Source organism: Nocardia sp. CA-128927, from assembly GCF_050955855.1.
In the GTDB taxonomy this organism is placed as follows: domain Bacteria; phylum Actinomycetota; class Actinomycetes; order Mycobacteriales; family Mycobacteriaceae; genus Nocardia.
On the sequence record NZ_CP192087.1, the window covers coordinates 4,418,138 to 4,442,118 of the forward strand.

Here is a 23,981-nt window from a genome sequence, read left to right on the forward strand (position 1 = left end):
GAGACCCCGATGGACACTGAGCCTCTCGTCCTAGACCCGACGGGCACCGACATTCAAGGAGAATCCGCCCGCCTGCGGGAGCGCGGACCGGCCACCCTGGTGGAGCTGCCGGGAGGCGTGCGCGCGTGGTCGATCACCGACGCCGACCTGCTCAAGCGGTTGCTCGTCGATCCGAAAGTGTCCAAGGATGCCAGACAGCACTGGCCCGCCTTCGGCAAAGGTGAAGTGCCGGAAGACTGGCCGCTGTTCCTCTGGGTCGCGGTGAACAACATGTTCACCGCGTACGGCGCCGATCATCGGCGGCTGCGCAAGCTGGTCGCCCCCGCGTTCACGCATCGGCGCACCGAGGCGATGCGGCCGCGGATCGACCGGATCGTCGAGCGGCTGATCGCCGGGCTCGCGGCCGTGCCCGCGGGTGAAGTGGTCGATCTGCGCGAGGGTTTCGCGTATCCGGTGCCGATCGAGGTCATCTCCGAACTGATGGGTGTGCCGGAGTCGTTGAATCCCGGTCTGCGCAAGTGCGTCGACGGCATCTTCGACACCGCCCTCAGCCCGGAGGAGTCGCAGGCCAACTACATGGAGATGTACCGCATCCTCGGCGAGCTGGTGGCCTACCGGCGCGAACATCCCGGCGACGACATGACCAGCCTGCTGATCTCGCACCGCAGCGAGGACGACGGCTCGAAGCTGACCGAGCAGGAGCTCATCGACACGCTGCTGCTCGTCATCAGCGCGGGCCACGAGACCACGGTCAACCTGCTCGACCAGGCGATCTACGCGATGATCACCCGGCCCGAGCAGCGCGCGACGGTGCTCGAGGGCAAGGTCAGCTGGTCGGATCTGATCGAGGAGGCGCTGCGTTTCGAGGCGCCGGTCGCGCATCTGCCGCTGCGGTTCGCGGTGGACGACATCGAGATCGAGGGCGTGCGGATCGCCAAGGGTGAACCGATTCTGCCCGCCTACGCGGCGGCGAACCGGGACCCGAAGGTGCACGGCGACACCGCCGACGATTTCGACGTGACCCGAGTGACCAAGGACCACTTGGCCTTCGGCCACGGCGTGCACCACTGCCTCGGTGCGCCGCTGGCCCGGTTGGAGGCGGCGCTGGCGCTGCCCGCCATCTTCGAGCGCTTCCCGAACATGCGCTTGGCGGCGGATCCGTCGGAACTGGGCACCGTGGTCAGCTTCATCTCGAACGGGCACGGCAAGCTGCCGGTGATTCTGGAGCCGGTGGACTAGCCACTTGCGCAACACTATTCGAATGAGGGGTGCCGCAAGGACGCGGCGCCCCTTTCGCATGTCTAGGCCTTGCGAGCCAGGCCCGTGATGATCAGCTGCTCCCAGACGGTCAGCGCGCGGTGCGGTGCCGTCTCGTCGGTCGGCATCAGATCCGGCCGCCAGCTCGCGCAGGGCGTGATGCCGGGTTCGAGGATGTCCAGGTCGCCGAACAGCGCCTCGATCTCCTTGTCGGTGCGCCAGCGGCCGCGCCCGAAGGTCGACTGGAGCTTTTCCTCGGCGACGGCCGTCTCCCGGTTCTCGCCTGAGCGGAAGTGCGAGATGTACAGCAGGCTGCCGGGTGACAGCTGCTCGGACCAGTAGTGCACCACCGCGGCCGGATCCTCGTCGTCGTTGAGGTGGTGCAGCACGGCGCTGAAGATGACGGCGACCGGCTGGTCGAAATCGATCATGTCGACGACCTCGCGGTGCTCCCGAATGGTGCGCGGGTCGCGGAGATCGGCCTGGAAGACGGTGGTGTCGGAGTCGGTAGCCAGTAGCGCGCGGCCGTGCGCGAGCACGATGGGGTCGTTGTCGATGTAGACCACCTTGGCGTCGGGCGCGTAGCGGTGCGCGACCTGGTGCACGTTGTCGGCGGTCGGCAGCCCGCTGCCCAGGTCGATGAACTGCCGCACGCCGTCCTGCGCCATGTCGCGCACGGCGCGGATCAGCGCCTGCCGGTTGGTGACGGCGATCGCCACCGAGCCGGGCAGATTGTTCTTGAAGTGGTCGCCGATCGCGCGGTCGACGGCGAAGTTGTCCTTGCCGCCGAGCAGGTAGTCGTACACCCGGGCGATACTCGGCTTGGATTGGTCGATCACATGCGCCAGGTCGGTCATCTCGATTGCCCCCTCGTCCGCTGAATCTGTTGGTTCTAATCCTAGGAGGCCGAGTGCGGGGATGGTGCGTGCTTCCGTAGCGAGTCTTATTTGACCACAACATGTTTCACCATTGCGGGAGTTGCACTGAGGGGTGATTCGATGGTTGCGCACGAGGCCGTCGGGCCCTGGGCCGCTACCGTCGCAGGAAGGTTGCGTCCGCGCTGGGCGTTTGCCTGCCACTGGAGCCGGGTGGGCGACGAAGGTGCCGATCAAGGGAGGTATCTCATGACGTCGGATAGCTTTGTCGGACGCCTGCGCAGCGTGGTGCTGGATTGCCCGGAGCCGCGCAAGCTCGCGGAGTTCTATATCGGTCTGCTCGGCCTGGAACTGACCGAGAACGAGGACGACACCTGGGTCGTCACGGTGGACGGCGACGGCAGGCGCATCGTCTTCCAGACGGCACCCCGAGTACAAGCCGCCGCGTTTCCCGGATCCCGAAGCGTCCCAGCAGATCCACTTCGATGTCCTGGTCTCCGATATCGAGGAGGCCGAACCGAAGGCGCTCGCGCTCGGCGCAAAGCTAGTGCAGCCCAACGACAGTGAGCAGTTCCGGGTCTATGCCGATCCAGTGGGGCACATCTTTTGTCTCATGTGGCTGTAGCCGCGCGGCAGCCCGCCAGGGTGGCCGCCGCCAGCTCCGTCGCGACATCGCCGACGTCGTGGTTGACGCGAAAAGCGTTGAGCTGCCGCATTGCTCCGTTGCCGCGGGCCAGCACGGCCGCGACCGAGTCGGTGACCAGTTGCTGGTCGCCGAGCTCGTCGAGGGCCGGGCCGATGTAGCCGATGAGCTCGGCGAGCAGGTCGGGCACCGGCATGATGCGTCCGTGCACCGGGTCGACGGCGTCGCCGTCGAGTCCGGTGCGGGCCGCCTTCCAATAGGCCGCGCGCAACACCTCGTCGCTGACCGGCGGCGCGGAGATGTTGTGCGCCAGCGAATTCTGCGCGGTCATCACCGTCGCGCGCACCAGGGTCGCGAGTAATACCGTTTCCTCGACCGTCGCGGGCACGTCGCTGACCCGGATTTCCACCGTCGGGAAACTCAGCGCCGGACGGACATCCCAATACACCATCTTCGGGTCGAGGATGCTGCCGCTCGACAGCATCATGGCGACCATCGCGTCGTATTCGGCGACCGAGCCGAAATACGGTGGCGGACCGGCACTCGGCCAGCGCCGCCACAGAATGCTGCGCCAACTGGCGAAGCCGGTGTCGATGCCGCGATAGATGGCCGAGTTCGCGGTGAGCGCCAGGAACAGCGGCAGCCATGGCCGCAGGAAATTGCTGACGTGCAAGGCGGTTTCGCGATCGGGCACGGCCACGTGCACGTGACATCCGCACAGTCCCTGCTCCTGCGCGAGCATGCCGAACGCCGAGGCGATCCGCTGATAGCGGGGCGTATCGGTGATCGGGAACTTGTCCGGCACGGTCGGTGGAATGGCCACCGCGAGCAGCTGGGTGCCGTTCTTCTCCGCGCAGGCGGCGATGCCGCAGCGCAGATCGCGCAATTCCGTTGCCAGCTCGGTGGAATCGGTATGCACGCCGGTGCTGGTTTCTACCTGGCATCGGGTGAGTTCGAGCTGCAAATCGATGCCGAGTTCGGCCGCGGTCCGAGCGACCTCGACGTTTTTCGCGACAGGCGCACCGGTTTCGGGATCGGCAAGGAGGAATTCCTCTTCGACACCGACGGTCGCAGTGTCTGCGTCCATGGAGTTCAGGTTACCCGTCAGTCGAGTTCGTACGCGTATTACGGATTCCTGGTGGCACCGGGAGAGAACACCGCGGGACCGAACGGTCCCGCGGGTCTCCGTGTGCTAGGACATGATCGGAACGCCGGGTCAAATGCCGATTAGCTCGAGCACTGAACGAACCCAGTGGCTAACCATTCCGATAATCATCGGACTCTCCTTTCACCACTTCAGGGAACTGCGTCGTAAGCACCAGATTGCCGCAGTACGGGGCGCCCCAAACGGCGATCGCCCGGACGTCCACCGGACAACTCGATCACCGCACTGTCAGCTTGCGCCAGCGTTGCGGTGCGTCGCCGTATCGGCGTTGGAAGGCGCGGCTGAACGCGGCATTGGAGGTGTAACCGGTGTCGGCGGCGATCCGGGAGACCGGGTCGGTGGTCGAACGCAGCAGTTCGGCGGCGTGGTCGAGGCGGCGCTCGGTGACGTAGGCCGCCGGGGCCCGGCCGAGCAGACGGGTGAAGCGTTCGGCGAAGGCGGAGCGCGACATCCTGGCGTCCTGGGCGAGTGTAGTGACGGTCCACGGTTTGGTCGGGTCTCGATGAATGGCGGCGAGCACCGGGCCGAGCGCGGGATCCATTGCCGCGGTGAGCCAGCCGGGCTCGGCGTCGTGCCCGGCGAACCAGGCGCGCAGGGTGTGGATGAACAGCAGATCCAGCACTCGCGAAATCATCGCGGTGGCACCGGGATTCGGACTCGTCACCTCGATGAGCAAGACCGGGAGGATGGCCGCGAGCCACGGACGGTGGCTCGGGTCGGCCGGAATATGGATCGCTCGGGGCAGCACCGACAGCAGGGGCGCCGCGATCGCCTCCTGCACCGCGAACGTTCCGGTGACCCAGCGCGGGGCCTCGGGATCGGTCAGCTCGGAGTCGAGGCGGAAGGTGTCGGAGTCTTGTAGTGGCCGCGGGGTCGCGCCGGTGCCGACGCTGAGCGAATGGGCGTCGCCGCAGCCGAGCAGCACCAGGTCGCCGGGGCCGAGCAGGATCGGCGGGTCGTCGCCGACACGCAGCCGGATGGTGCCGCGTTCCGCGATGTGCAGCAGCCGGATGCCGTCCGGGATGGTCACCTCGAACGGTTGCGGCGGGGCGAACCGGGCGACGGTGTCCCCGTGTAGCCGGACCGCCTCCAGGATCTCCGAGAACGCGTCGAGATCCTCGGGCTGGCTGAACACGATCGACGCTCCTGGAGTTTCGGCAAACTATCTCGGCTTCTGAAGCATAGCTATTGCCTGATTGTCCAGCTAACTTGGAGCTTGCTCGCCGCGAGAGTCCGCACGTTCCATCGTTGAAGGGGTCGAAAAACCATGCGCAACAACACTTCCCGTACCCGCCGCGGCCTGCGCGGCGCCGCACTGACCGTTGCCGCGGTCACGCTGGGCATGACCGTCTCGGCCCGCACCGCGTCCGCCGACAGCGAGCAAGCGCCCGCGCCGAGCGGGAACAAGCCCGCCGTGCTGCTGGTACACGGCGCGTTCGCCGACGGGTCGAGCTGGGCCAAGGTCGCCGCGCAGTTGCAGCGCGACGGCTATCAGGTGACCACGGCGGCCGTGCCGCTGCGTGGGCTCACCTACGACGCCGCGTACATCCGCAGCGTGCTGGACGGGCTGCCGGGCAAGACGATCCTGGTCGGCCACTCCTACGGTGGTGCCGTGATCACCAATGCCGCGACGGGTTCGCCCAAGGCGGCGGGTCTGGTCTATGTGGCCGCTTTCTCCCCGGACCAGGGTGAGCCGGTTGGGGCGCTGGACGCGAAGTTCGGCGGACCGGCCACCAAAATCGGTGTCCCGCACGAGTTCCCGCTGCCCGGCGGCGGATCCGGCCAGGAGCTGACCATCGCGCCGGACAAGTTCCACGACAACTTCGCCCAGGACCTGCCGGAGAGCGAGACGACCGTGCTCGCCGCCGCGCAGCGCCCGATCGCGGTGGCCTCGTTCATGGAACCGAGCGGTGTCCCGGCCTGGAAGTCGCTGCCGAGCTGGGCGCTGGTGGCCAAGGACGACCGGATGATCCCCGCCGACGGGCAGCGGGAGATGGCCAAGCGGATGAACGCCACCACCGTCGAGCAGGCGGGCAGCCACGCGGTCGCGTTGTCGCAGCCCAAGGCGGTCACGGAGCTCATCGAGACCGCCGCGGGCAGCCTGCAGGGCTGAGCAGGCGGCCGACGGCAAGACACATCAGCGATTCTCAGGCTCCGGCAGCGTCGGCTCTCAGCAAGCGGAGGCAGCCTGGGTTGGCGTGAGTCATCTGGAGTTGCCGTTTCTCGTGCTGTTCGGCACGATCCTCGCCCAGCCGATCGGGCGGCGGCTCGGCGTGGCCCCGGCCGTCTTGATGACGGTGTTCGGCTGCGTGCTCGCGTTGATCCCGGCGGTGCCGGACGTGCGGGTCGCGCCGGATCTGATTCTGCCGCTGCTACTTCCGCCGTTGCTGTACGCGGCGGCCCGGCGCACCTCGTGGCGAACCTTCGCGCAGAACTGGAGTGCGATCGCACTGCAGGCGGTCGGGTTGGTCGTGGTCACCGCGGCCGTGGTCGCGGTGGTGGTGCATCTGTGGGAGGGGGTGCCGCTGGCCGTCGCGTTCGTGCTCGGCGCGCTGGTGGCGCCGCCGGACCCGGTGGCCGTCGGCGCGCTGGCCGGTCGGCTCGGGCTGCCGCGGCGGTTGATCGCGGTGCTGGAGGGGGAGGGGCTGTTCAACGACGTCACCGCGATCGTGCTGTACGGGATCGCGGTGCAGGCGGTGGTCACCGGGCAGTTCTCCGCCTGGTCGGCGGCCATGGATTTCGTGGTGTCCGCGGTGGTAGGTGTTGCGGTCGGGCTGGTGTTCGGCTGGGGCGGCAGTTGGTTGATGCGTCGGCTCGACGAGGCTGCCTGGCAGGTGGCTCTTGGTCTGGCGCTACCGTTCGCCGCCTATCGGCTCGCCGATGCCTGGGGTGGGTCGGCGGTGCTCGCGGTGCTGGTCTGCGCGCTGTATCTGACGGACGCGGCTTCCGATTTCGGCGATAGCAACTATCGGCTGATCGGTGACTCGTTCTGGTCGATCATCGAAATGCTGGTCACCGGAATCGCTTTCGGCCTGATCGGGCTGGAACTGGCCACCGTGCTGCGCGACGTCGGCCCGGATTGGCCGCGCTTCCTCGGTGTTTCCGGCGCGGTGATCGCCGCCGTCGTCGGCGTCCGGCTGGTCTGGTTGATGGCGACCTGGGCGCTGTTCGGTCGCTGGTGGCGGCGCCGGGAGGCCGACGAGCCCTACACCTGGCGCGAGACCATGGTGACCTGGTGGGCCGGGCAGCGCGGCGTCGCCACCGCCGCGCTGGCCCTGGCCGTGCCGCTGACCACCGAGTCGGGCGCCGAGTTCCCGTGGCGCAGCGGAATCCTGTTCACCGCCTTCGCTCTGGTGCTGTTCACCCTGCTGATCCAGGGGCCGACGCTGTCACTGGTGGTGCGCGCGACCGGAGTTCGCGTCGATACCGAGGCGGAGCGGAACATGGAGCGCCAGTTGTGGACTCGGATTCTGCGCGCGGAGCTCACCCGGTTGCAGCAGGTGGCGCGCACCGAGAACCTGCCGGACGAGGTCTATGACCGATTGCACGTCGGCATCGAAAGACGGCTCGCCAGAGCGGATCCCGAAGCGGCCGACGATGCCAAGGCGGCGGCCGAGCGGACCTTCCGGCTCAACCGCAAGCTCGATCGGATCAATCAGGAGGTGCTGACGGCGGGGCGCACCGAGGCGATGGCCGCGCGGCGAGAACCAGGCGTGCCACCGGATCTGGTCGATCGCGTCATGCGCCGCCTCGATCTGAGATCGCCGTAGCGGGCCTGGGTCTGCTACGTCCTTGTGCTCGGTCGGTATCGCACGTCTGATTGCGTTTCGCAATCGGATCGCCGAACCGCTGTGGGCGGCCTACTTCGCATCCTCACAGCAAACAGCTCGGCGAAGCTCCCGAATCCTCGTCCGGTCTGCTGCTACCGTCCGAGACCGTGACTACGGACAGCGTGGAAGCAGCTCGCTCGGACCGCCGCCTCGGGCTACGCATGTGGCTCTTGCCGGTCGCCATCCTGGCCGTTTTCATGGCCCTGCTCGGCACGATGTACCTCGACTACGTGGTCGATCCGGAAGAGAACATGCACGATTTCCCGATCGCGCTGGTCAATCAGGACGTCGGCGACACGATCGGCGCGCCGGGCCAGGAGCGGCAGGTCAAGTTCGGCGACGAGGTGACCGACGGGCTGCAGAAGGCGGTGCCTTCGGACAAGATCGACCTGCAGGTGCTGGCCGTCAACGAGGCGTCGCAGCGAATGCAGGACAACAAGGTCTACGGAACGATCCTGATTCCGAGCGACTTCAGCAAACGTCTGGGCATCCTCGGTGTCGGCAGCGCGATCCCCGGTGACATCCAACGCCCGATCATCACGTTGCAGACCAATCCACGCAGCGGCGCGTTCGTCACCGAGATAGTCACGCAGATCGGCAGCCAGGCGCTGGATCAGGTGAACAAGCAGGTCGGCGCGCATCTGACCGAGCAGGTACGGGCGCAGCTGACGCCGCCGCCTGGCGGGGCGCCCGCGCCGGAACTGAGTGGCGCCGCCCGCGTCGCCCTCGCCGAGCCGCTGCAGATCACCGTCGAGCCGTTCCATCCGTTGCCCAGCGGCACCGGTCAGGGCCTCACGGCGTTCTTCTACGCGCTGCTGCTCCTGCTGGCCGGTCTGGTCGGCTCGATGACCATTCACACGATGATTGACGCGCAGCTCGGCTTCGTGCCGACCGAGTACGGGCCGTGGTTCGTGCACTTCCCGCCGACACCCATCTCACGCTTCCATACCCTGCTCATCAAGTGGGGCGTGATGGTGGTGACCGCGAATGTTGTTGCGGGCGTGTTCCTTATCGTCGCGAAGGCGCTGGGCATGCCGATCGATCACCCGCTCGGCTTGTTCCTCTACAGCGCGTTGGCCATCATCGCCGTCGGCGTCACGGGACTGTCCGTGCTCGCGGCCGTCGGTTCGGCGGGCCTGCTGATCAACCTGATCCTGTTCATCATCCTCGGGCTGCCGTCGTCGGGCGGCACCGTGCCGATCGAGGCGACGCCGAAGTACTTCGGCTGGCTCGCGTCCTTCGAGCCGATGCACCAGGTATTCCTCGGCGTCCGCGCGATCCTCTACTTCGACGCCAGCGGTCCGGCGGGGCTCAGCAGGGGAGTCTGGATGGCAGCGCTCGGCTTGGCCGTCGGGCTCGTCCTCGGCACCGTGATCACCCGGTTCTACGACTACAAAGGCTTGCGCCGCACCGGAACCGGGCGCCCCGCACCGGCATAGCGCGGCAGGCGGCGATCGTGGTGGCAGGGGCGAGCATTGCCGCCCGCCGACACCAGCCGCCAGGCTTGTCCGTTCTTGCCGCAGCGGGCAGGGGTTCTGCGTACCCTGGGTCGGCCAGTCGTCCGGTGACCGTGGTGTCTGGCGAATTCCTTCGACCAGAGAGCGTTTCGTGACTACTGCCCAGTTTCCTTTTCCGGTCCGCGATGTCGAGCGCAAGGTGCTCGATCGAGTCGCCGAGTTGGCGGAGGGATTTCGGGCCGGCGCGGCCGAATACGACGAGCGGGCCGAAATCGCGGTGGGTCACCTGACGGCGCTACACGACGCGGACCTCGATCGGGCCGTGCTACCCGAACGGGTGGGCGGGATCGGGTTGAGCTACGCGGCATTCGGGCACGTGGTGTGCTTGCTCGCCAAGGCCGATCCGTCGACCGCGACGATCTGGACGATGCATGCCGGCGCGGGCGTCGCGCTCGCCGAATTCACCCGGGAGACGCTCGGCTCGTTCTTCGCCGACGAGTTCCTGGCGGGCAAGCGATTCGCCAACGCGCTGTCGGAACCGGCCAGCGGGAACCGCTTTCTCAACCCGCAGCAGGATGCCGTCGCGGTCGCGGGCGGCTGGTCGCTCACCGGCGCGAAGCGGTTCGTCTCCGGCTGTGAGATCGCCGAGTACCTGCTGGTGAACGCGCGAGTCGACGATTTGCCCGCCTTCTTCGGCGTGGTGCCCGACGAGACCGTCTCGACCATCCCGATCTGGGACACCTTGGGCATGCGGGCCACGCGTAGTCAGCTGCTGTCATTCGACAACACCTTGCTGCGGGCCGAATACCGTGGTCGCGCACCGGGGTTCGGTGATTTCGCGGTGATCCCGGCCGGACTCCCGGCCATCTCCCTCGGCATCGCCGACGCGGCGTTGGACGCGCTGGTCGAGCACGCGCAGTCGCGGGTGATCCTGGGCAAGCCGCTGTCGCATCAGCAGTGGGTGCAGTACGAGGTCGCCGACGTGCAGATCAGGCTGGCGGCCGCGCATGCGTTGTACGAGCGCGCGCTGTGGGAGGCCGACAACGGGATACCGACCTTCTTCCCCAACCTGTCGCGCGCCAAGTATCTCGCGAACAAGGTTGCCGTGGAGGTTGCGCAATTGGGCGTGCGGGTGGGCGGTGCGTCGGGCTACCTCAAACAGTCGCCCATTCAACGTCATCTGCGCGACGCCGAAGCGGGCCAGCTGATGGCGTACTCGACCGAGGTGATCGCGGGCGAGATCGGCAGGTCGGTGCTGGGCGTGCCGGAAAGCGAGTAAACGCGATTCGCTAACAGCGCGGCGAAAGTGGTCGATACTCGATTGCCAGCGCATGCGGCGAACAGTGTCGCGGCGGGCCGAGAGCTGGGAGTCGTCAGATGACCGCCGAACCGGTGAAGATCACGTTGTTCGACTTGGACCACGCCGATGTACAGGACATCAGCCGCGAATTGGCCACGCAGTCACCGGGATTGACGCCGGAGACGGTGCCGGGCAGCCGCTACGGCGAGCCGACCATGCTCGTGCTCGCCGTAGCGTTCGCGATCCCGACGATCCAGGCGCTGGCCGCGTGGGCGCTGAAGAACCGCCGGAAACAGCGGATCGAGCTGCGCGCCAAGGTGTTGTATTCGGACGGCAGCGAGGTGGACCGTTCGGCGATCATCTCGTTCAGCGAGAGCGAGGCGCCGGACGCGCAGGTCATCAAGCAACTCATCGACGGTCTCGGCCTGCACGGCCTGCCCGAGGGCGACGGTGGCGCAAACCCGTAGCTGGACAGACCTTTCCAGCAACCTGACCCACCTCGGCGCTGTTCGGCTCGCCGATCACCTGGACGAGTTGCTGCGTCCGGGCCAGGGATCGCCGGAGTTGACGCTCGGGTGTCTGCACGAGTTCACCCATCACTGGTGCTTTCACTCGGCGGTCGGCTTCGCGATCACCGGCTTGCAATACCGGATGGCCCGTGACGCACTCGCCGGTGACGACCGTGCGCTGGATCGGATACAGCGGGACGCTGTCGCCTATCAGACGGTGACCGCGGTGTTGCGGCCGCTGATCGAGGGTCTGGCGCTGTTCGCCGAGTTCGACGTGAACACCGTCCGGAGCCCGGTGGTCACGGCACCGCTGCTCGCGGCCATCAATCTGTTCTCCGGGAAGGCGCCGCACATCCTCGGCGGCGACCTTGCCCCGATGGTCGGCGACCATGCCACCGCGCTGGCGATGTCGCTGCCGATCAGCGCGCACCTCAGGACGATTCGGGCCAGCGAAGCAGGTATCCGTCGCAAGGTGAACGTGCTCGCGACCGGGCTCGCGGGGGACGCTGACGGCTACCTGCTCGGCTACTTGAGTGCGAAGAGCATGTGGCGCGATCTGCGCCGCCGATGCGAACGGCTCTATACCGAAACGGATCTGGTGCTGGCGGTGCTGCGCGGGGTCTTCTTCGAGGATCGGTGGCTGGTCGAGATCCTGCTCGGTACAGGCGAAAAGGATATGGGCAAGCTGGCCAACCTGATCGTCGACCACGTCACTCGACGGGTACGCGAACTGGCCCGCATGACCGAGGCCGACGTGGCGACGCTCGAACAGCTGATTCTGCACCACGAGCCGACAGAGTCGGCGAAATGGGCTTCTCCGCTGCATGTTTCGTCCGCGCACTGGCGTGCGGGTCAACGCGCCTACGCGACGCTTCTCGCGGAGCTGAACGCCGAGCCGGGGGAGGTCGCCGACACCGCGGATGCGGCGCTCGCGGAGGGATTGCGCCAGGCGTTCGGTGTGCTGCTCGACCGCCGCCATATCGCGCGACTCGGCACGGTGGATGTCGATGTGACGGTCGCACGGCGCGGCAAGTACGTCGTGCGACTCGGCAAGCGGGTGTTGCTGCGCGGGCGAGCACCACAGGCGGCCCGGCAATCCGGCTCCGGCACAGTGGAATTGGTGTTCAGTGCATTGTCCTCAGGTCTGCACCGAGCGATCATCGTGCACGGCCCGGATTCGGCGGTCGACGTTGTCGCGCCGGGCATCGAACCCGACGATGCCCACGAAATGGCACTGCTCTACACCCACGCCCACCCCGGCGCGCGGTACGTCGAGCTGTTCGAGCGCATGCAACTGGTGGTCGACAGCGTCTTCGACGGCACACCCCAAGCCGCCCTCCTCGCCACCGTCCAGCACCAACTCGCCGAGGTCACCCGCAACCTCTACCTCGACAGCGGCTTGAACACCGTCCCCGACGAGCGCCTCGACGAAGTGCTGTCGACCCTCGATTCCGGCGGCGTGTACGCCCTGCTCGACTACGACCGCGACCTCCTGGAGGCATTGGTCGTCCTCGGCGCCCTGGCCCCACTCATGCCCCTCCGCGGCCAGCTACTGACCGAACTCGCCGAGCACAGCTTCCCCGACCCGGCCGGGATCCTCAACCGCCTCACCGAGATCGAACAGCGCACCGGCTTCGGCCTGGTCAACGCCGACGACACCTACGTCATGGTGCACGTCTGACCGGCTCCGTGTTTCGATCACCCGATCGAAGCTGGAAATGCAATGGCCGCAAGCCTGCTGGCGTTCACCGGGCGCTGATCGAATGGCCTGGCATCGTTCGCCAGGGAGGAAGAGGCCATGACCAGCACCGAAACACATGCCAACGAGCCGGCCACGCACACCAACGGCGCAGGCACACCGGCCGACGCCACGGTGGCGTCCCGAGTACACGAACTGACCACGGTCTTCGAGCGCGGGCTGCAAGAGAACCTGGGTGTCGGCGCGTCGCTGGGGATTCGACTGGAAACCGCGGGAGACGGCTACACGCGGTACTACCTCGACCCGAACCCGGCCACCATCAACGCCATGTTCACCGTGCACGGCGGGGTCATCGCGACCCTGATGGACACCGCGATGGGCAGCGCCGTCTTCACCAAACTCGGTGACGGCGTGGCCTATACGACGCTGGAGCTCAAGGTGAACTTCATCCGGTCGGTCACCCTGGACGGCTCGCGACTCACCTGCGAGGCCAACGCGATTCACGTCGGCAGGCGCACCGCCACGGCCGAGGGCCGGATCGTCGACGGCAACGGCAAGCTGATCGCGCACGGCTCCACCACGATCCTGGTGCTGAACCCGGAGCAGTGACCTACGCGAATGGCCCTGCTTCCGAAGGCGTTTCGGAAGCAGGGCCATTGTCGTGCCCGGCGATCAGGCGAGGGTGTGGCATTCCTCGATGAAGTGGACCAGTTCGTCGAGTCGATCGGTGCGCGCGTCCACCGCGCGGTCGATCACCTTCACCAGGTGTTCGTACGCCTCGGTGTGGTCGTAGGACGCCACGTCGGCGATCTTCAACGCCCACCGCCAATAGCCACGCATGGTGTCGGCCAACGGCATTCGGAAGTTGGCGATCACGTCGCGGATCGGCTCCACCGTCGCGTCGCCGTGCACCCGCAGGTAGCGGCCGACCATATCGGCCATGAAGCTGAAGTGCCGTGCCTCGTCCCTGGACAGCCGGGCCAGCACCGACGCGAGCACGGGATCCTCGACCACGTCGCGCAGATGCTGGTAGTACATCTGCGTCGCCTTCTCCTGCACCAGTGCGTAGGCGAAGAACTGCACCGGATGGTCGTAGGGCAGGTCGAACGGCTTCTGCCCCTCGATCGCCAATTCCGAACGCAGCGAACTACGTTCGGCCATCCCGGACGATTCCTGGTAGCGGGTCAGTGCGCGCGCGTGGGTGTCCTCCTCCAGCGCCCAGCGGACGGTGAAGTGGTACAGCTCGCGGTTGTGCACGAAGGCTTCCCGCCCGACGGTGTCGTCCACCGGGAAGTACCGGTGGTAGACCTCGAAGTAGCCGGGCAGGTGGTCCTCGATGAGCGTGACGAACTGCACCGCCGACCGCTGGCCCTCGGTGAGCCTGCCCGCGTCGGCGCGGGACCAGTTGAACGCGGTCTCCACATCCCAAGCGCGCGAGGCGGGCGAGGCGGCGAGGAACCCGTCGACCGCCTCGGCCACCTCGTCGACGGGAATCAGTGTTGACTCGATATCCATGTGCCTCTCCTGACCCTCAGCGGGCGTTACGACACGTCAGCGCGTAATGCTTTGTCGTGTAACCCCATCCGGCGTTGGCGATCTCCAGGTAGTGCCGCAGCTTCGCGGCCAGGCCCGGCCCGTGCGCGTCGATGCGCTCGGCGGAGGCGTACACATTGGCGATCCAGTCGTCGATGGTGCGCCGATAGTGGTCGGTGAGATCGTCCACCGCGATGATGGAGAAGCCCGCGTCCTCGGCGGCGGTCAGCAGATCCGACAGCGGCCGCAGGTCACCCCAGCCGAAGATGTCCTCGCGGACGAACTCGGTGCCCACCCGGCTGTCGAACGCGTTGTGCGCCGAGGCATTCCGGAAGCAGCTCTCCGAGACATACAGCGTGCCACCGCGGCGCAGCACCGCGCGGGCGCGGCGGAAGACCTCGCCGAGATCGGGCATGTGCACGATCGAGCCGACCAGGGTGACCGCGTCGACGCTGCGCGGCGGCAGGTCGAGCCGTTCGAAATGGCCGACCTGAGTGCGGACCCGCTCGGCGATGCCGCGCGCGGCCGCCTGTTCGGCGATGTACTCGTGCTGCCGCGGCGCCGGGCTGACGCCCAGTGTGTCGCAGCCGAACTCCTCGGCCATGAACAGGATCAGCGATCCCCAGCCGCAGCCGACGTCGAGGAGTCGTTCGCCGCCGCGCAGCCCGAGCCGGTCGGCGATGAAGCGCAGCTTGTTGCGCTGTGCCTGCTCCAGGGTGTCGGTGTCGGAGGCGTACAGCGCGGAGCTGTACTTGCGCAGCGGGTCGAGGAACTGGCCGAAGATGTCCGGGTCCAGGTCGTAATGCTGATTGGTGTCGGCGGTGACCGGCTGATCGGTGACGGTCATGCCGCGGCCTCGCGCAGCGCCCGATCCACGACCTTGACCACGTCGTTGAGGCTGGACAGGCCGAACACGTCCTCGTCCTCCAGCTCGATGTCGTAGCTCTTCTCGATCTTGGCGACCATGCGCAGCACCCGCACCGAGTCGACGCCCGCCATACCGCGCAGGTCGACGTCGGGCAGCAGGTCGGCGGCGGCGATGCCGGTCTCGGCGGCGGCGATCTCGGTGACGGTGCGCAGGATGTCGGCGGGATTCGTCATGAGTGAACTCCATTCGTAGAGAAGGTATTCGCGGCGGACAGCGCGTCCGAGAGCAGAGCGACCTCGTCGTCGCCGAGCGTGAGTTGGTGGCGCACATCGTCGAGCGCGAACCGTTGGTAGGCGGCGGTGGAGGTGGCGCAGACGGCGCCGTCGCCGTCGAGGATCTCGGCCGCCGCTTGGATCGGCCGATCCGGTGCCTGGTCGGACAGTGTTGCGACGCAGGTGTATTCGTGGTCGACGAGCAGGGGCGTGATGAACCGGGTGCGCTGGGACACGGTGAAGGCGGGGTAGTTGCGGGCGAGCACGATCAGGTTGCCCATCACCTCGTCGCAGATCACGCCGATCAGGCCGCCGTGCACCACACCGGGATACGACTCGAACTCGCGGCCGAGCCGGAACCGGGCCTGCAGGCCGTCCTGGTGCGGGGTGAACGCCAGCCGCAGGCCGGTCGGGTTGTGTGGCGAGCAGCCGAAGCAGTGGTAGTCGGGGATCACCGACCACGGCACCTGGACGGCCTCGGGCAGCGTCGGCTCGCCCGGTAACTCGGGGCCGGCTACGGCGATTGCGCGGTCCATCGGGCTAGGCCATCGTGTCGGCGAGTGCGCGGCGGACCTTGGCATTGCTCGACAGATCCAGGCCTGTCATGTTGGCGAAGGTGCGACGCACCTTGTCGTGCAACACATCCAGCTCACCCTCGGCGGCGACCTCCTCCAGGAACAGGTCGAACCCGGTGTCGATGGTCTCGTGCTCGCCGAGCTCGCTGATGCCCGCCTTGAAGGTGCTCACCGGGTGCTTGATCTTGGCCTCGGAGCTGTACACGTACAGCGTCTCGAGGACGGAAGGCAGCTCCTCCGGGCGCTTCTCGAGGCGCTTGGTCGCGTAGTGGATGAACTCACGCGCATGGCCCGCCTCATCGCGACTCGCGCTGAGCAGCAAGCCCTTCAGCACCGGCTCCTGCACCCAACTCGCGACGGCGCGGTAGATGTGGTTGACCGTGAGCTCGGAGATGATGTTGGTGGCCAGGGTGGCCGACGGCGTGCTGCCGGGCGCGTACGGCTCGCGCATGGAGTCGACGGCCTTGTCGTCCACGCTCTCGCCGATCGCGCCGAGCCAGGAGCGGAATGCGTAGTGGTGCTGCACTTCCTGGTAGCCCCACACCACCGCGAAGGTGGAGAAGTCGTAGTCGTCGACGAATTCGTTCATGAAGCCGTGCACCGCGGCGATGACGTTGGATTCGCCCATCGTCGCGCTTTTGGCGAGCGTGACGTATTCGGGACGGACCAAGGAGCGGTCGACGTTGTCGAGGTCCAGGTCGGCCAGCTTCCAATGCAGGCGCTCGTAATGGCGGAAGACTTCATAGCTGTGCACAGGTGACTCCAGTTCGGTTGTTGCGAATTGGCTTGGTGGTCAGTGCTTTCGAGCGGAGACGAGATCGCGGGCGGCGAGCCGCTGGAGCTTGCCGCTGCTGGTCCGTGGAATGCTGCGTGGCTCGACGAGGTACACCTCGACCGCGGCCAGCCCGAGTTCAGCCGCGACCTGCGCCCTGATCCGTTCGCCTAGCGCCGCAGCGGCCGCGCCGGTCAGTTCGGATTCGGCGATCAGCGCGATCACGTCCGCGCCGTCGGGATCGGTGGCGGCGGTGCAGCGGCCCTTGTAGATGCCGTCGAGGTCGCGCACGGTGGCCTCGACGTCCTGGGCGTAGTAGTTCACGCCGCGCACGGTGATCATCTCTTTGCGCCGCCCGGTGACGAAAAGCTCACCGGCACGCAGGTATCCGAGGTCGCCGGTGCGCAGCCAGCCGTCGGTGAACAACCCGGCGACGGTCGCAGGCTCGGCGGTCAGGTAGCCGTCGGTGACCGAGGGACCCTGGATGAGGATCTCGCCGACCGCGCCGTCTGGCAGCTCGTGGTCGTCGTCCTGGTCGACGATGCGCAGCCGCATACCGTCGACGGCGGAACCGACTCCAGCCACTGCCTTCGCACCTGGGGCGTCCGGGGAAACCTGTTGTGCCTGTGCGTCATCGGAGAGGGCTGCGCGATCGACCCACTCGAACAACGGTTCTCGGCCCAGGGGCGGGAAGGCGACGGCGAGGGTGGCCTCGGCCATGCCGTAGACGCCGAACATGGTCGTCGGCGCGAAGCCCGCGGGGGCGAAACGCTCGCAGAACGCGGTGACCACGTCGCGGGAGATCGGCTCGGAGCCGTTGAACGCGATCCGCCAGTTGCTCAGGTCGTAGTCGGTCACCTGCTCCGCCGGTATCGCGGCGAGCAGTGCCTCGTAGCCGAAGTTGGGCATGGCGGTGATCGTCGTTGCGCTGGTGGCGAATTCGGCGAGCCAGCGGGCGGGGTCCTTGACGAACGCCAGCGGCGACCAGACGTGTGCGGGGATGCCGCGCAGGATCGCCGAGAGGGTGCCGAACAGGCCCATGTCGTGGAACAGCGGCAGCCAGAATCCGCCGGTGTCGGCGAGGTCCAGCGCGATGCCGGTGCGGATGGCGGCCAACCCGCTGAGCACGTTGTGGTGGGTCAGGCGAACGCCTTTGGGTTTCGCGGTGCTGCCCGAGGTGAACTGCACGATGGCCAGGTCGTCCGCGCCGAGTGTCGGCAGCGGGATGTCGTCGGTGTCGCCCTCGGCGAACAGTGTTGCGGTGTCGATCAATTCGACGTTGACCGCGTCGGCGAGCACTGCCGCGAGCTCCGCGAACCGATGCGACATCAGCACGGTACGCATGCCCGCTGCCTCGACGATGGCCGCGAGTTTCTGTGGGTATCCACCCATCTGGCGCGCACCGGCGGGCAGCGGTAGGGGAGTGGCCGCGCCGCCCGCCGCCGCAACCCCGAACAGGCTGATCAGGAACTCGGGGGCGTTGGGGCACAGGATGCCTACCGGTTCGCCGCGCGAGACGCCGCGCCGGACCAGTGCGGTGGCGGCCGCCTGGGACCGCCGGTGCAGCTCGGCGTAGTCCACGGTTTCCGACACCGAGCAGAACGTGGCGGCCACCCGGGGGTGGCCTGCCGCGATCTCGGCCATCCGGCCGTTCAGGGTTTCGACCGATTCCGCAGAATTCATGACTGCCACGACAACAGCGAATTGTGACGGTCCCTTGAACTGATTGTGAATTGCGGTGTTCGATAAAGAAGGGCGATCAACCAATCGCAGTGCACGATAAAGGATTTCGACTATGGCTCGATAGGAACGGGTGATCGCCGCCGCTCCGGGGTGTCGGGAAGCCCGACGATGGACCGCGGAATTGCTTTCCAAACCGGAATTACGCGCCGTATTTCGTCGGCGGCGTCCCTGTTCTATCCAGTTTTCCAGTTATCCAGGAGTTGCCGGTGAGTTCCGACCATTCGGCGGTCGAGGAATTGACCCCGGTCCAGCTGGCGGTCATCGAGAGCGTCGCACCGCATATGCGGCACAACCCGTACGGCAGTTACGAGGTGCTGCGCGCCGCGGGGCCGTTCGTGCCCGGCCCGCACGACATGCACCTGGTGACCCGTCACCACGAGGCGCAGACGATCATGCAGGACCCGCGCTGGAGCCACGCGGAGGAGCCGCAGCTGCTGCACGGTGACAGCGATGTCGAGCTGCCCGGGTCGTTCCTGTGGATGGAGCCGCCGGACCACACCCGGTTGCGCGGGCTGGTGAGCAAGGCGTTCACCGCGCGCACCATCAGCGGGATGCGGGAGCGGGCCGAGCAGCTGGTCGACGACCTGATGGCGAAGATGCTGGCCGAGCGCGATGTCGACCTGCTCGACGCGCTGGCCTATCCGTTGCCGCTGACCATGGTGTGCGAGCTGCTCGGCGTGCCCGCGGAAGCGCACGACCACGTGCGTGAGATCTCGACGGCCATCGCCCGCGGCCTCGATCCCGACGTGCTGCTGTCCCCGGACGAACTGGCCGCGCGTACCGCCGCCGTGTATGCCTTCCTGGACTTCTTCGGCGAATTGGTGGAGGAGCGGCGCAAAACCCCGCGGGAAGACCTGATCACCGCGCTGGTGCAGGCCGACGACGCGGGCGCCCGGCTGACGTCCACCGAATTGCTCGGCACGCTGCTGATTCTCGTGGTGGCCGGGCACGAGACCACGGTGAATCTGATCGGCAACGGCGTGCTCGCGCTCATCCGCAACCCGGACGAGTTCGAGCGGCTGCGCGCCTACCCGGAACTGTGCGAGCCGGCGGTGGACGAGGTGTTGCGCTACGACGCACCCGTGCACCTGACCACCAGGACCGCGCACGACGAAATCACCATCTCCGGGCAGACTTTCGCGCCCGGCGACGCGGTGATCGTGCTGCTCGCCTCCGCCAACCGGGATTCGCTCGCCTTCCCCGACGCCGACCGGTTCGACATCGCCCGCTATGCCCGCGGTCGAAAGTCCGAGCGGCACTTGTCCTTCGGGCTCGGCCTGCACTACTGCCTCGGCGCGCCGCTGGCCCGGCTGGAGATGCAGGTGGTGCTGCGCGCGATCACGCAACGGGTCGCGGCGATGACTTTGCTCGAGGAACCGCCGTACCGGCCGAACGTGGTCGTGCGCGGCATGTCGCAACTTCGCGTCCGGCTGGAAAGCAGATGAGAGACGGTCGCGTACTGATACAGGAGCCACGATGAGCACAGCTGTTCCGGTAGATGTCACCTTCGACGCCTTCGATCCGAGCGAGCGGGCCGATCCGTATCCCGCCTATCGCCGGGTGCGCGACGCCGCGCCGCTATTTCCCTACGAATTCGGCGACGTGCCAGTCACTTTGATCACCCGGTACGAGGAATGCGCGGCGATCCTGACCGGCTCCGACTGGGGACACGGTTACGCCGCGGGCATCAGCCCGTTCCGCGACACCACCGCCGCGATCCCCGGCTCGTTCGTCCGGATGGATCCGCCCGAACACGGCCGCTACCGCAAGCTGGTCGCCAAGGCGTTCACGCCACGGATGATGGCCGAGATGGTGCCCCTGGCCGGGCAGGTCGTCGGCGAGCTGGTCGAGGCGGCGGTGCGCCGCGGCGAGCTGGACGTGCTGAACGGGCTTGCGGTACCGCTGGCGGTGGCGATGGTCCCGGTGCGGCTGCTCGGCGCCGACCCGGCCGACGGTGCGCTGTTCCGGCAGTGGCAGTTGGCGATCGCCCGGGGCAGTGACCCGGATTCGCTGCTCGGCGAGGCCGATGTGGCCGCGCGCGGCATGGCGGCGATGGAGTGCATGGGCTACTTCGCCAGGCTGATCCAGCAGAAGAAGGCGAACCCGACGCCGGATCTGCTCAGCACCCTGGTCGCCGCGAGCGTGGACGGTCAGCTGACCGAGCCCGAGGTGATCGGCATCGCGCTGCTCACCCTGGTCGCGGGCATGGAGACCTCGATCAATCTGATCGGCAACGGCATGCTCGCGCTGCTGCGCAATCCGGAACAGCTTGCGCTGCTGCGGGACAACCGGGCGCTGATGGGCCCGGCGCTGGAGGAGATGCTGCGCTACGACGCGCCGACGCAGTTCACCATCCGGGTCGCGTTGGCGGACAACATGGTTGGCGAGCATCGGTTCAAGCGCGGCGACGGTGTTGTCGTGCTGACCGCGTCGGCCAGCCGGGACGATCGGGTCTTTCCGGACGCCGACTCGTTCGACATCACTCGTTACGTCGGAAACCGGCCTGCCCGTAAGCATCTCGGGTTCAGCCTCGGCATCCACTACTGCGTCGGCGCGCCGCTCGCCCGGATCGAGGCCGAGGCCGCGTTCGGTCAGTTGCTCGATCAGGCGCCGAAGTTGAGTCTGGCGACCGATGAGGTCGAATACCAGCCGAGCCTGATCCATCGTGGGATCATGTCGCTGCCGGTGACGTTGTGAGCGAGGGGCGGCACGCGGTAGTGCTCGGCGCGGGTATCGCCGGATTGCTGGCCGCCCGTGTGCTTTCCGACTACTTCTCGCAGGTCACCATCTTCGAGCGAGACAGTGTCGAGGGTGCGGAGGTGCGGCGCGGGGTGCCGCAGGCGCGGCATCTGCACGGGCTGCTCGATCGTGGTCGCACCATCATCGAGCAGCTGTACCCGGGGTTCACCTCCGAGATGGCCTCGTGCGGTGCGACTACCGCGGAGGCGCTCATCGGAACCCGTTGGTATGTGGGCGGATTGCGGGTTGTGCCGACTTCGACGGGGCTCACCTCGGTGATGGCCACGCGGCCGCTGTTGGAATCGGTGCTGCGACAACGGACGCTGGCCGCGCCCGGGGTTCGGTTGTGCGAAGGTGCCGCGCGGGGTCTGATCGGCGACGCCGATCGGGTTCGAGCGGTATCGGTTTCCGGCGAGTACGGGGCGCAGGCGCATGCGACCGATCTGGTCGTCGATGCGACCGGGCGGGGATCGCGGGCGCCCGTGTGGCTCACCGCGCTCGGGGCGCAGGCACCGGCGGAGGACCGGCTCGAGGTCGATCTCGGGTACGCGTCACGGATGTTCCGGCGCACGCCGGGGCAGCTGGGCGGGCACTCGTCGGTGATCATCTCGACGGGCGCGAACGGCCGTGGTGGCGGGGCGATTCGGGTCGAGGGCGACCGCTGGCACGTCACCCTGGCCGGGATGCTCGGCGACCATCCGCCGACCGATCCCATCGGGTTCGCGGCGTTCGCGAGCACTATCGCGGCGCCGGACATTCACGAGATCGTGACGACCTCCGAACCGTTGGATGATGCGGTGCCGCACCGATTCCGGTCGCCGGTGCGCCGCCGGTTCGAGCGGCTGGATGCTGTGCCGCAAGGCTTTCTGGTGCTCGGTGATGCGTTCTGTAGCTTCAATCCGCTGTATGCCCAGGGGATGGCGGTGGCCGCGCAACAGGCGCTTGCCCTGCGCGACTGCTTATCCGATGGCCCTGACTCGGCTGACCTGCCCGCCAGGTTCTATTCCGCCGCAGGCAAAGTAGTGGATGTCGCCTGGCAGCTGGCGGCGGGTGCGGACCTCAGCCACCCCGGCGTGCTCGGCCCGCGTACGGCGCGGACCCGTCTGACCAATGCCTACGTGGCGCGTGTCCACCGTGCCGCCCACGTCGATCCTTTGGTCGCGCGGACCTTCATGCGCGTGGCCAACCTCATCGAACCGTCGACCGCGCTGCTGCGGCCGCGCGTTGCGGGCCGAATCATGCTGCGCGGCAGCAGTAGTACTGCCGCGGTCTCCGACTTCGACGGGCAACCGTCCGTCGACCGCACACCTATCCCCATCGAGCCGACGAGGTGACGGCGCGCATCGTCGCGGGCCGACACCTCCCTACCCATTCCGAACGCTGACGCTTTCCGAACGACCGGCAGCACCGGCAGCTCGCCGGTGCACCGCACAGGAGGGACCACTCGACATGGACTCGACGCACGCGAGCACGGCTGTCGCGGAACAGGATTCCGTACAGACCGCGATCGCCCACTTGTTCGGCCCTGAAGGCAGATCCGACCCCTATACGCCGGCCCGCGTGTTGCGTGAGGCGGGCCGGGTGCACCAGACCCCGCTCGGCCATCGGCTGCTGACCCGCTACGAAGACTGCGTCGCCGTGCTGTCGACGACCGCGTGGAGTCACGCGGAAGAGGCCGCGATGATGCATCCCACGGTGTCGCCGGAGGACGCGCCCGAGGAACTGCCCACCTCGTTCCTCTGGATGGAGCCGCCGGACCACACCCGGCTGCGCAACCTGGTGACCAAGGGTTTCACCCCGCGCATGGTGACCAGGCTGCGGCCGCGCATCGAGGAGCTCACCGAGCAACTCGTCGACAAAGCCTTGGAGGCAGGCGAATTCGACCTCGTCGAGTTCATTGCCTACCCGCTGCCGCTGATCATCGCCTGCGAGCTGATCGGTGTGCCGCCGGAGGCGTACACCCAGGTGCACCAGTGGTCGCAGGACCTGGCGCGCGGGTTCGACCACGACTACACGCTGCCCGAGGAGTCGCTGAAGGCGCGCAGCGCCGCTTCGCGCGGGTTCATGGGCTACTTCCGGGAACTGCTCAACGAGCGCCGCAAGGACCCGAAGGACGACCTGCTCAGCGTGCTGTCGCAGGTCGAGGATCGTGGCGACGTACTCACCGAGCAGGAACTCCTCGCCACCTGCATCACCACCTTCGTAGCCGGGCACGAGACCACGGCCAACCTGATCGGCACCGGCATGCTCCAGCTGATGCGCAACCAGGACCAGATCGCCGCCCTGCGCGCCCGGCCCGACCTGTGCGCCAGCGCCCCCGACGAACTCCTCCGCCTCGAGCCCTCGGTCCAGATCACCACCCGAGCCGCCACCCGCCCGATCACCGTAGCCGGCCACGACTTCGAAACCGGCGAAGGCGTTGTCGTACTGATCAATTCAGCCAACCGAGACGACGACGCCTACCTCAACCCCGACCGAGTAGACGTAGCCCGCTACTCCGACCCGAAGAACCCAGCCAAGAAGCACCTAGGCTTCAGCCTCGGCATCCACTACTGCCTCGGCGCCCCCCTGGCCCTCCTGGAAATGGAGGTCCTCCTCGAGGTCCTACTGCGCAAGGTCAAGGACATCGACGTCCTCACCGAAACCCCGCCCTACAAGCCGAATGTCGTAATCCGCGGCCTGGAATCCCTGCCCACCCGATTCACCCCTGCATAGTCACCCGAGATCATCAGGATGGACCCGGT

Annotated in this window: 21 protein-coding genes and 2 pseudogenes; 14 read left to right on the top strand and 9 right to left on the bottom strand. The window is 67.4% G+C overall.

Annotated features, from left to right (window positions below; genetic code table 11):
• The first annotated feature begins 9 nt into the window (after window positions 1-9).
• Window positions 10-1,239 (top strand): cytochrome P450 family protein, encoded by a 1,230-nt coding sequence (locus tag ACQPW1_RS20855; protein WP_433664366.1) that lies wholly within the window; start codon window positions 10-12, stop codon window positions 1,237-1,239.
• A gap of 62 nt (window positions 1,240-1,301) precedes the next feature.
• Here ACQPW1_RS20855 and ACQPW1_RS20860 read toward each other — a convergent pair whose 3' ends face one another.
• Window positions 1,302-2,114, bottom strand: a complete 813-nt coding sequence (locus ACQPW1_RS20860) for an SAM-dependent methyltransferase (RefSeq protein WP_433664367.1) — start codon at window positions 2,112-2,114, stop codon at window positions 1,302-1,304.
• Between the two features lie 267 nt (window positions 2,115-2,381).
• Between ACQPW1_RS20860 and ACQPW1_RS20865 the strand changes: the two are divergent.
• A pseudogene (locus tag ACQPW1_RS20865) lies at window positions 2,382-2,462 on the top strand (VOC family protein); the annotation flags it as partial.
• A 127-nt stretch (window positions 2,463-2,589) separates the two neighbouring features.
• Window positions 2,590-2,757 (top strand): annotated as a pseudogene (locus tag ACQPW1_RS20870) (VOC family protein); the annotation flags it as partial.
• Here the strand turns inward: ACQPW1_RS20870 and ACQPW1_RS20875 are convergent.
• Entirely contained in the window at window positions 2,744-3,862 is a 1,119-nt protein-coding gene (locus ACQPW1_RS20875; RefSeq protein ID WP_433664368.1) for a glutamate--cysteine ligase 2, read from the bottom strand. The pseudogene ACQPW1_RS20870 and the gene ACQPW1_RS20875 overlap by 14 nt on opposite strands.
• Window positions 3,863-4,157: 295 nt before the next feature.
• A complete protein-coding gene (locus tag ACQPW1_RS20880; protein WP_433664369.1) occupies window positions 4,158-5,075 on the bottom strand; it encodes a cupin domain-containing protein in 918 nt (305 codons plus the stop codon).
• 132 nt (window positions 5,076-5,207) lie between these two features.
• On the opposite strand from ACQPW1_RS20880, the gene ACQPW1_RS20885 reads away from it, so the two are divergent.
• The 7 genes from ACQPW1_RS20885 to ACQPW1_RS20915 all read left to right on the top strand — a co-directional run bounded on the left by ACQPW1_RS20885 (window position 5,208) and on the right by ACQPW1_RS20915 (window position 13,344).
• Entirely contained in the window at window positions 5,208-6,053 is an 846-nt protein-coding gene (locus tag ACQPW1_RS20885) for an alpha/beta fold hydrolase (protein WP_433664370.1), read from the top strand.
• Between the two features lie 85 nt (window positions 6,054-6,138).
• Window positions 6,139-7,710, top strand: coding sequence for a Na+/H+ antiporter (locus ACQPW1_RS20890; RefSeq protein WP_433664371.1), 1,572 nt, complete (start codon window positions 6,139-6,141; stop codon window positions 7,708-7,710).
• Between the two features lie 221 nt (window positions 7,711-7,931).
• Window positions 7,932-9,209 (top strand): ABC transporter permease, encoded by a 1,278-nt coding sequence (locus tag ACQPW1_RS20895; RefSeq protein ID WP_433665295.1) that lies wholly within the window; start codon window positions 7,932-7,934, stop codon window positions 9,207-9,209.
• A 169-nt stretch (window positions 9,210-9,378) separates the two neighbouring features.
• Window positions 9,379-10,506 (top strand): acyl-CoA dehydrogenase family protein, encoded by a 1,128-nt coding sequence (locus ACQPW1_RS20900; protein WP_433664372.1) that lies wholly within the window; start codon window positions 9,379-9,381, stop codon window positions 10,504-10,506.
• A 98-nt stretch (window positions 10,507-10,604) separates the two neighbouring features.
• Entirely contained in the window at window positions 10,605-10,994 is a 390-nt protein-coding gene (locus ACQPW1_RS20905) for a hypothetical protein (protein ID WP_433664373.1), read from the top strand.
• Complete coding sequence (locus ACQPW1_RS20910) at window positions 10,978-12,717, top strand: hypothetical protein (RefSeq protein ID WP_433664374.1); 1,740 nt, start codon at window positions 10,978-10,980, stop codon at window positions 12,715-12,717. Before ACQPW1_RS20905 ends, ACQPW1_RS20910 begins: the two co-directional genes overlap by 17 nt.
• A 117-nt stretch (window positions 12,718-12,834) precedes the next feature.
• Window positions 12,835-13,344, top strand: coding sequence for a PaaI family thioesterase (locus ACQPW1_RS20915; protein ID WP_433664375.1), 510 nt, complete (start codon window positions 12,835-12,837; stop codon window positions 13,342-13,344).
• 63 nt (window positions 13,345-13,407) lie between these two features.
• Here the strand turns inward: ACQPW1_RS20915 and ACQPW1_RS20920 are convergent, their stop codons facing one another.
• From ACQPW1_RS20920 to ACQPW1_RS20945, 6 genes are read right to left on the bottom strand one after another with little or no spacing between them, the layout of a single operon-like run.
• Window positions 13,408-14,250 (bottom strand): acyl-ACP desaturase, encoded by an 843-nt coding sequence (locus tag ACQPW1_RS20920; protein ID WP_433664376.1) that lies wholly within the window; start codon window positions 14,248-14,250, stop codon window positions 13,408-13,410.
• Window positions 14,251-14,266: 16 nt separating this feature from the next.
• Window positions 14,267-15,115: an SAM-dependent methyltransferase gene (locus ACQPW1_RS20925; protein WP_433664377.1), complete on the bottom strand. Its 849-nt coding sequence runs from the start codon at window positions 15,113-15,115 to the stop codon at window positions 14,267-14,269.
• Complete coding sequence (locus ACQPW1_RS20930) at window positions 15,112-15,369, bottom strand: acyl carrier protein (RefSeq protein ID WP_433664378.1); 258 nt, start codon at window positions 15,367-15,369, stop codon at window positions 15,112-15,114. The genes ACQPW1_RS20925 and ACQPW1_RS20930 overlap by 4 nt, the downstream gene beginning before the upstream one ends.
• Window positions 15,366-15,944, bottom strand: coding sequence for a PaaI family thioesterase (locus tag ACQPW1_RS20935; protein ID WP_433664379.1), 579 nt, complete (start codon window positions 15,942-15,944; stop codon window positions 15,366-15,368). Before ACQPW1_RS20935 ends, ACQPW1_RS20930 begins: the two co-directional genes overlap by 4 nt.
• A gap of 4 nt (window positions 15,945-15,948) precedes the next feature.
• The gene (locus tag ACQPW1_RS20940) at window positions 15,949-16,737 is read right to left on the bottom strand and encodes a ferritin-like domain-containing protein (RefSeq protein WP_433664380.1); all 789 of its coding nucleotides are present in this window, start codon (window positions 16,735-16,737) and stop codon (window positions 15,949-15,951) included.
• Between the two features lie 39 nt (window positions 16,738-16,776).
• A complete protein-coding gene (locus ACQPW1_RS20945) occupies window positions 16,777-18,438 on the bottom strand; it encodes a fatty acyl-AMP ligase (RefSeq protein ID WP_433664381.1) in 1,662 nt (553 codons plus the stop codon).
• Between the two features lie 266 nt (window positions 18,439-18,704).
• Between ACQPW1_RS20945 and ACQPW1_RS20950 the strand changes: the two genes are divergently transcribed.
• The 4 genes from ACQPW1_RS20950 to ACQPW1_RS20965 all read left to right on the top strand — a co-directional run bounded on the left by ACQPW1_RS20950 (window position 18,705) and on the right by ACQPW1_RS20965 (window position 23,952).
• A complete protein-coding gene (locus ACQPW1_RS20950; RefSeq protein ID WP_433664382.1) occupies window positions 18,705-19,943 on the top strand; it encodes a cytochrome P450 in 1,239 nt (412 codons plus the stop codon).
• Window positions 19,944-19,974: 31 nt separating this feature from the next.
• Window positions 19,975-21,195, top strand: coding sequence for a cytochrome P450 (locus ACQPW1_RS20955; protein ID WP_433664383.1), 1,221 nt, complete (start codon window positions 19,975-19,977; stop codon window positions 21,193-21,195).
• The gene (locus ACQPW1_RS20960; RefSeq protein WP_433664384.1) at window positions 21,192-22,571 is read left to right on the top strand and encodes an FAD-dependent oxidoreductase; all 1,380 of its coding nucleotides are present in this window, start codon (window positions 21,192-21,194) and stop codon (window positions 22,569-22,571) included. Before ACQPW1_RS20955 ends, ACQPW1_RS20960 begins: the two co-directional genes overlap by 4 nt.
• A gap of 115 nt (window positions 22,572-22,686) precedes the next feature.
• On the top strand, window positions 22,687-23,952 hold the full coding sequence (locus ACQPW1_RS20965) for a cytochrome P450 (protein WP_433664385.1): 1,266 nt from the start codon (window positions 22,687-22,689) through the stop codon (window positions 23,950-23,952).
• Window positions 23,953-23,981 lie beyond the last annotated feature (29 nt).